The organism is uncultured Cardiobacterium sp. (assembly GCF_938028825.1).
Taxonomy (GTDB): Bacteria; Pseudomonadota; Gammaproteobacteria; order Cardiobacteriales; family Cardiobacteriaceae; genus Cardiobacterium.
Window position 1 is genome coordinate 89,350 of sequence record NZ_CALIZP010000090.1, and the last position, 9,347, is coordinate 98,696.

Annotated in this window: 1 protein-coding gene; it reads right to left on the minus strand. The window is 61.9% G+C overall.

Translation table 11 applies throughout. From position 1 onward, the window contains the following. Positions 1-45 precede the first annotated feature (45 nt). The coding region (locus Q0562_RS13255) for a spherulation-specific family 4 protein (RefSeq protein WP_298645103.1) at positions 46-9,347 on the minus strand (9,302 nt) is incomplete at its 5' end.

Consider the following 9,347-nt stretch of genomic DNA (forward strand, 5'->3'; position numbering starts at 1 on the left):
AAACCGCCTGCCCGTGCGGGCAGGCGGTCGTCGGCGTGTGCCTGTTCAGATGACGATGCCGCTGTGCTGCTCTTCTTCCGGCAGGTGACGGTTGACGTCGCCGTGGTAGGCGGTGTCGTGGTAGCCCTGCGGGCCACGGATTTCGACGTGGCTCAGGAGGTCTTGCCCGTCGGGCGCGTTGCCGTCAGCCGTGGTGATGTCCACGCTGTGGCGGTTGCCCGCGCTGTCGGTGATGTTGACTTGTGTACCGCCGTGTTCGTGCGCGACGGAGATGTGCGCGCCTTGCATATGTTCACCGGCGAAGACGATGCGGTCGCCTGCGGCGATGTCGAAGTCGAGGATGCGGTCGCCGCTGCTGTTGCCATCCAGCAGGAAGGCGAAGGTGTCGGCACCTGCGCCGCCTTGCAGCAGGTGGTTGCCGTGTGCGGTGATGAAGGTGTCCGCCGCGCCGCTGCCTTCGATGCCGTACAGGCCATCGTGCGCTTGTGCCCGGGCAAGCAGTTCGCCGCTGTGTGCGCCGAGGTAGTCGAGCACGGCTTCGCCTTCGAGGTTGAGCAGGCCGCCGAGGTCGGCGTGTGGCAGTTCTTCGCCGAACAGCGGGCTGTGTCCCGCGCTGTCGTCGTGCGGCTGCGCCGCGTCGTCCTGCCCGTCGTGGTGCGCGCTTTGGGCGGCGCTCGCGTCGTCATGCCGGATTTCGGCTTCTTGCGGGGCGCGCATGTTGCCGCTGTCGGCGTCGATGATTTCCGTGGTCACGCTGTCGTTGCCCATTTGCGCGCTGACGATTTTGCCGCCCGCGTGTTGCAGCGGCGAGTCAATCGCACCCAGGTTGGCGATGCGGTCGCTCAGCGATGCCATGTTTTCCGGCAGATAGTTGTACGGGTTGCCGTCCTGCTCCGGATGGGCTTCCCTCTGCTCCGGCGGCAGCGGGTTTTCCTGCGAGTCGCTGGTGATGAAGACCCAGCCCGCGTTGCGCTCGCGGGAGAGTTGCAGCACCTGGTCGTATTGTTCCGGCGAGACGTCATGGATCATGTGGTAGATGTGCTTCGCGTTCTCCGGATTGTTTTCAAAGGCGGAGGTCGGCTTCTGATAGTTGTTGATGTACTGGTCCGCGCTGATTTCCGTGGTGACGAAGATGTCCGCGTAGGGCGACATGGCGTCGGTGATGTGCCAGCCGGGGTTGGCGACCACGACTTTTTCCGCGCCCTTGCCTTTCACGTAGTTGTACAGCTCGGCCATGTAGGCGGTGGCTTCGTTGGTGTTCGCCAGTTCGTCAAAGAAGAAGCCGTGGATTTTGTCTTTGCCGTAGAACTCGAAGTAGCGGTCCACTTCGGCTTTGACTTCTTCGATGGGGCGGTTGCTGTATATGGTGCGGATGTAGCCGATGTTTTTGATACCGGCGGCGATGTTCTGGTCAACGAGGGTAGCGTAGTTGGGGTCAACGGTTTTGCCTGCGCCGCTCGACGGGTTGATGACGGTGTAGGGGATTTTTTCGCCGCCGATTTTGTGCACGGTATCCCAGTAGGTGTCGGTTTCCCAGTTGCCGGTCGGGTATTTGTAGGCCGGGATCATTTGCGACTGCGCGGTGACGCTGCCGCTGAACGGCGGGACGTTTTGCGGCCCAAAGTCATCCATCAGGGCGTTGGCGATTTTCACGGTATAGGTTTCGTTGCCTTCGGCCTGGCCGTCGCCGGTGGTATCCACGGTGAAGTCTTTGCCGGTCTGCCCTTTCGGGATGATGACCCGCTTGATGTCCCAGGTCAGTTTGGCGTCGCTGTCCGAGGCGGTGCCGTAGTTGATTTGCACGTCCACCGCCACGTCTTTGTCCGCCGCTTTGTCGAGGCTCACGGTGTAGGTGGCCTGCCGGCCTTCGTTGACAGTTGCCGCCCCGCTCAGGCTGACGCGCGGGGCGTCTGCCGCTGCCGGCGGAAAGAGGGCGCTGTGGTTGTCCATCGCGCCGGTGGTGACGGCAGGGGTGAGGTCGCTGGTCGGGCGTTCATCGTGTCCGGCGTTGTCCGTGTAGATGGCTTCGACGCGGATTTGCTGCCCGACCACGGCATCGGTGACGGCAAAGGTTGCGCCATTCGCCCCGTCAATCGGTTTGTCATCGCCAAACCACCGGTATTTGACGCCGCTTGTCGGCACGCCGTCCCGGTCGCTGATTTCCGCCGTCATGGTGCTGCCCACTTTGGCCTCGCCCTTGATGGTGATACTGCCACTGTGGTTTTCACCGCTTGGCGTCCGGGCAATGTCCTGCGTCGCGGACGGGCTTTCGTCGTGGTGGGCATTGTCTTTGTAGGTCGCCTGCACGGTGATTTTGTGCCCGGCGTCGTCGGCGGTGAGCCGATAGGTGCTGCCTGTTGCCTGGTCGATGGCGACGCCGTCGCGCAGCCATTGGTAGGTGATGGCGCTTTCCTGCACGCCGTCGCCGTCCGTGACGTTTGCACTCAGCACGCCGCCCACTTTGGCCTCGCCCGTGATGCTGATGCTGCCTTCTTTATTGGCGGCAGGCGGGGTGCCGCCGGAAAGCGGGGTGTAGTTGAAGGAGCCGAGGGTGACTTTCTGCGGCGTGGCCGTCCACCATTCGTTCGGCGGGTCGGTAGGCTTGTACGTCCACAGGTTGAAGTGTACTTGCTGGTTCGCCGCATCGGGGATGTCGCGCGTGCTTTCGACCTGGTGCAGCACGTCGCCGGTTTCGGCGTTGCGCAGCGTCCAGGTGATTTTGTCCGGCTGCCAGTCGAGTTTCATGCTGACGTGCTTGACGTCTTCCGCCCAAGTGTAACCCGGCCGCATTTTGATGCCGTTGTCGGCCTCACTCGGCGGGTAGTAGGTGAAGACGCCTTTCAGGGCCGGATCGCCCCAGCGCGAAACTTCGATGCCGTCGATTTCGCGGTTGCCAGCCACAGTCGTCTGCGACCATTCATAGGTGAAGAAGCCGAAGACGGTGTAGGGATCAAACTTGCTGAAATCGGCGCGGAAGGTGGTCTCATAAGTGCCGTAACCCATCGCGTTGCTGGAGATGATTTCCGAAGCGATCGGGGTTTTACCGTCCGGATTGGTCAGCGACATGTGCATGTCGGTGCCGTCAATCTGCGTATTGCCGCGCGACCAGTTGCCACTGCCGGGTGAGCCTGAATTCCAGTCGCTGTCACGCACATACCATTTCACCCCGGCCCATTCGATTTCGGCTTGTCCCGAAATGTCGTGATAGGTCGGTGCCGTGCCGGCGGCAGCGGTGCTGCCGGTGGTGAAACTGGCCTTGCTTTCGGCGTTTTGCGCGCCGTCGGTGTAACTGGCACGGACGCTGATCCGGTGTCCGGCGTCGGCATCGGTCAGGGTGTATTTGTCGCCCGTCGCGCCACTGATGTCCTGCCCGTCGCGCAGCCATTGATAGCTGACTTGCCCCATGCCTTCCTGGTCGTCGAGATTGTTGCCCGCGACGAGGGTACGGCCGACTTCGACAACGCCGCTGACGGTTACGGCCCCGCTCGGCGCGTGATTTTCCGCAGGCGGCGCGGGGATGTCCGCCGCGTCGCTGGTCGGGTTTTCATCATGCCCGGCGTTGTCTTTGTACACCGCGCGCACGGTGATTTTGTGCCCGGCGTCGTCGCGGGTGAGGGTGTAGCTGCTACTGGTTTCGCCGCTGATAGCGACGCCGTCGCGCAGCCATTGGTAACTAACGCTTGCGGCATCGAAATTGTCGGCGTCGCTGACGGTGGCGGTAAGCGTGCCGCCCACTTTCGCCTCACCGCTGATGGTGATTTGGCCTGCGTGGTTCGGCTGCGGCGTGGGCGGGGTGTTGCCGTCAAGCTGGTACACGCGGACGTAATCGACTTCCATCGTCGCCGGGAATTTGTCGATGCTGTTGTGCGCATCCTGGTATTTCCCGCTCATGTAGTCGCCGCCGACGGCGACGTTGAGGCGCAGGTAGAACGGGATGTTGAACGGGCCGGGATGTTCGGTGGCATTCGGTGCGCCGAAGTTGTCGATGGTGTGGTAGTGCCGCCCGTCAACGTAGTATTCGAGTTTGCCTTCCTGCCATTTGACGGCGTAGGTGTGCCATTCGTCGCTGCCATCCACATAGGTGATGCCCTGTTTGTGGCTGTGCTTGCCTTTGCCGGAGCCGGTGCCCCAGTGCGCGTCGGCGGCGACTTTGATTTGTCCGTCGTGGTCGCGGTCGGCGTTGTTGATGTAGCTGCGGGTTTCGAGGATGTCGATTTCCCCGCTGCGCGGCCAGCCGCCGTATTTGGCTTCGTTCGGGCTCATCCAGAAGGCCGGCCACAGGCTGCCGTTTTCGGCATTCGGCATTTTCAGCCGTGCTTCAAAGTAGCCGTAGGTCCACGCCTGTTTGCCCTGGGTTTGCACGAAGCCCGAGGAGAAGTCGTAGCTTTTCTGGTCTTCGCCCGAGCCGCGCACGATGGGGGCGCTCTCGTGGTGCGCGGTGATTTTCAGGCTGCCGTCGCTGACGGAGACGTTTTTGTCGCCGGCGCTGTAGTAGTTCTGCACTCCCGATGAGTTCCAGCCGCCGGTCTGGTAGCCCCAGTTGTTTTCGTCGAGTGCGTTGCCGTTGAATTCGTCCTGCCAGACGAGTTTGTAGCCGCTGTGGTGGTCAACAGTGGCGTCTGCCCTGCCGCTGTCGAGTTTTTCGCCGTGCGCGGCGTTGTCGGTGTATTCGACATGGACGCTGATGGCCTTGCCCGCATCTTCGGGGCGGACTTCGTAGGTGGCACCCGTTGCGCCATTCACAGCTTTGCCGTCCACCAGCCATTGATACTGCGCCTGGGCGGGATCAACGCCGTCACCGTCGGCAATGGTCGCAGTCAGGGTTTTGCCCACCAGCGCTTCACCGCTGATGGTGACGGTGCCCGCGTGGTTCGCAGGCGGCGCGGGGATGTCCGCCGCGTCGCTGGTCGGGTTTTCATCATGCCCGGCGTTGTCTTTGTACACCGCGCGCACGGTGATTTTGTGCCCGGCGTCGTCGCGGGTGAGGGTGTAGCTGCTACTGGTTTCGCCGCTGATAGCGACGCCGTCGCGCAGCCATTGGTAACTAACGCTTGCGGCATCGAAATTGTCGGCGTCGCTGACGGTGGCGGTAAGCGTGCCGCCCACTTTGGCCTCGCCCGTGATGGCAACCGTGCCTGCGTGGTTCGCAGGCGGGGCGGGGATGTCCGTCGCGTCGCTGGTCGGGTTTTCATCATGCCCGGCGTTGTCCTTATAGGTCGCCTGCACGGTGATTTTGTGCCCGGCATCGTCGGCGGTGAGCTGATAGGTTTTGCCGTTTGCGTCTTTGATGGCGACGCCGTCGCGCAGCCATTGGTATTGCACTTTATCGGCGGCGAAATCGTCGCTGTCGGCAACCGTCGCCGTCAGTTCGCTGCCGACTTTCGCCTCGCCTTCGATGTGGACGCTGCCCGGCCGGTTGCTGCTGTCGGCATCGATGATGGTGGTTTCCACGCCGGCGTTGTCGATATAGGCCCCGTTGAGCACCGGCAGGGTGCCGCTGCGGTTCGGGTCGGCGGGGGTCGCGCCTAGGTCGTTGATGTGATCCACCAGTTGGCCGAAATCCTGCGGCAGGTCGTTGTAGGGGCGGCCGTCCGGATGGGTGCTGTCGGTGGTGAGGTATACCCAGCCCGCATTGCGGCTGCGCGTCAGTTCGATGATCCTGTCGTAGTCGGCAGCGCTCGCGTCATAGATGGTGTGCATGATGCGGTGCGCGTTCGCCGGATCGTTTTCAAAGGCCGAGGTCGGGTTTTCGTAGTGGTTGATGTAATCATCCGCCGTGCTTTCATTGAGCATGAAGAGGTCGGCATAGGGGGCGATGGCGTCGGTGATGTGGATACCCGGATTGGCCACCACCAGTTTGTTGCCGTATTGACTCTTGATGTAGTTGTAGAGTTCGGCGAGATAGGCGACGGCGGCGTTGCTGTGCGGGTTGATTTCATCCAGGTAGATGCCGTGGATGTTGTCCTTGCCGTAGAGCTCGAAGTATTTTTCGATCTCGGCTTTGACTTCGGCCAGATCGCGAGTCTGCTGGATGGTGCGCACATAGACGACGTTCTTGAAGCCCAGCTCGATGTTCTTCGCGATGACTTTCACATAGCCCGGATCAAGGATGGCGTCGGGCTTGGCGTCCGGCGTGACAAGCACATAGGGGATTTTCTTGCTGCCCGCTTTGTGCACCGCCTGCCAGTAGTCGGAATAGATGTCGGTGTTGGGCTGCGCCAGCGGGTATTTGTACGACAGCATGAACACGGACTGGGCGCTGACCTTGTCCTCGATCGGCTTGACGTTCGGCGCATAGACCGTGCCGTACACGGCATCGCTGATGGTCAGCGTGTAGGTTTCATTGCCCTCGGCCTCGCCGTCTTTGGCAGTATCGACCCAGATGCGCGTGCTGGTTTCGCCCGCCTTGATGGTGGCGCGCTGCATGCCCCAGCGCACGCCGACATCATCCACCGTGGTGCTGCCGTGGCGGATTTTGATGTCCACGCTGACATCTTTATCCACGGGCTTGTCGAGCGAGACGGTGTAGATGATGGTGTCGCCTTCCTTGACCGTGTCCGCGCCGCTCAGGGTGACATGCGGCGCGTCGGCGGCCGGCGGATTGATGCCTGCGCCCGTGCCGCCGCCGTGATCGGGCAGGACGGTGCCGCTGAAACGGCTGGTGATGTCTTCATGATGCCCGGCGTTGTCGGTGTAGCTCGCCTTCACCTGCAACTGCATCCCCACCTGTTCCTCCGTGAGGGTGATGGTCTTGCCGCTGCCGAGATGTTTGCCGTAGAACTCGTACCATTCATACGTCACGCCGTCTTTCGGCACACCGTCGGCATCGTCAATCACGGCGGTGAACGTATAGCCGACGCGGTTGGTGCCCTCGACCCTGATGGTGCCTTCGTGGTTCACCGTCGCGCCATTATCGGCGACGGTATCCGTCGGCAGACTGAGCGGGGTTTCGTCATGGCCCGCGTTGTCTTTGTACACTGCGCGTACGGTGATTTTATGCCCGGCGTCGTCTCGGGTGAGCTGATAGGTGTTGCCCGTTTGTCCGCTGATAGCGACGCCGTCACGCAGCCATTGGTATTGCACTTTATCGGCGGCGAACTCGTCGGCGTCAGTCACGGTCGCAGTCAGCGTGCTGCCAACCTTCGCTTCACCGCTGATGGTTACGGTGCCTTCGTGGTTTGCAGGCGGCGCGGGGATGTCCGTCGCGTCACTGGTCGGGGTTTCATCATGCCCGGCGTTGTCTTTGTAGGTGGCGCGCACGGTGATTTTGTGGCCTGCGTCGTCGTTCGTGAGCTGATAGGTGCTGCCTGTCGCCTTGTCGATAGCGACGCCGTCGCGCAGCCATTGGTATTGCACTTTATCGGCGGCGAAATCGTCGGCGTCGCTGACGGTCGCCGTCAGCGTGCTGCCAACCTTCGCTTCGCCGCTGATGGTGATTTGCCCTTCGTGATTGAGCGGGGTCGGCGGGGAAACGCTGCCGTCGTCATGAACCGTGGTGGCGACGCTGTCCTTGCCCGCTTCTATCGTTGCCCCTTGCGGATTGCTGATTTTCACGGTGTATTTTTCATCGCCTTCCGCCTTGCCGTCGGCAACGGCCTCAACGGTGAAGGTCGCGCTGCTTTCGCCTTTGCGGATGGTGACGCGCTGGGTGCTGAGCCTGACATCGCCGTCGTCCGTCGTGCCGTGTTCGATAGTGACGTCCACCGTGATATCGCGGTCAGCAACGCGGGTCAGCAACAGTTGTTCGACGAACGCCTTGAAATTGGCCGCCAGTTCTTCCCCTTCTTTCGGAACGTAGATGTCGTTCTCGCCCCAGTTCGCCCAGGTCATCATGTAGGCAATTTTGCGTGCGTCCGGATCGGCAAGGATGCCTTTGAGCAGGTCGGTATAGAACTCGGGATCAACGTTGCCCTGCGGCTTGATCATTTTGTCGCCGCCGCGCCCGAATTCGGTCAGCGCAGCGACTTTGCCACGCGCTTCGGCCATGCGGGCAAGCATCGCCATGTCTTCCACGACTTCCTTGACCCAACCGTCTTTGGCCGGTTTGGCGGCGTTGGTATCGTAGCCGTCATAGCCAAGAATATCCACCACGTCATCACCCGGATAGAGCTGGAGGTAGCGGCTTTCGTCGCCGCCGAAGTTGCCGTTCGGTGCGAAGGCGGTGAGGATTTGCCCGTCCGCGCCGTGTTCCTTGACGTAGTTGACAACGTAGCGGAAGAGCTCCTTGTAGGTTTCCGCGCCCTCGCGCCCGTAGTACCACCATGCCCATTCGCCATTGCCTTCGTGCAGCGGGCGGAAAATGAAGGGGATTTTGCTGCCGTCGGCACGCACCGCATGCTGTGCCATTGCAACGACAGTATCCAGCCATCCATTCAGCGTACCGTTCAAATCACCGCCCGGCAGCAGGCGTTTGAGGCTGACATTGGAAAAATCGTTGGCACCATTCGGTCCCGGCATCGGGTTGTCCCAATGCGCCGATACGGCGGCAATGCCGCCCAGCGCATCAACTTTGGCAATTTCCGCTCCCATAGCCTTGCCGTTCTCTTCCACGGATTTGCTGCGATCCATGGGTTGTTCCATCATCGCGAGACCGACGATGGACGGGTAATGCCCGGTGAGGGCATGTACATCAGATTTATACCCCTGCGCGTCGGCATCGGCACGCCCGGCATTCAAGCCCTGATGCTGACCGAAAAGGATGCCGTGTCCAGCGTTGTGCCGCAGGGTATCCAGCAACCCGGCGGCCGTGTCCGCCTTGGGCAGCGGGGCAAGATCAAGGTCAACGGTATAAACCGCCTTGCCGCCCTCGGTAATCTCGCCCGGGCCGTGCAGGGTGACACCCGGCGCATAAGCAGGCGGCGGGGTGTCGTCCGTTACTGCTGCGGTGGCGTCGCTGGTCGGGTTTTCCGCCGTGCCTTTGTCGTCGGTGTAGGCCGCACGCACGGTGATGGTTTTGCCCTTCTCGGCGGCGGTTAGGGTGTAGTGCGCGCCTTCGCCGATTTTCACGCCGTCGGCGTACCAGTTGTAGGTGATGTCCGCTTGCGCGGTGCCGTCGGCGTCGGTCACGGCGGCAGTGAGGGTCGCGCCTACTTTGGCCTCACCGCTGATGGTTATGGTGCCTGCGTGATTGGGCTGCGGTTGCGGTGGGATGTTTTCGACATCCAGCGGCGCGCTAAGCGGGGTCTCGTCGTGTCCGGCGTTGTCTTTGTAGGTGGCGCGCACGGTGATTTTGTGCCCGGCATCGTCTTGGGTGAGGGTGTAGCTGCTGTTGGTCTCGCCGCCGATGGCGACACCGTCGCGCAGCCATTGGTAGGTAACGCCGCTGGTCGGTACGCCGTCGCTGTCGC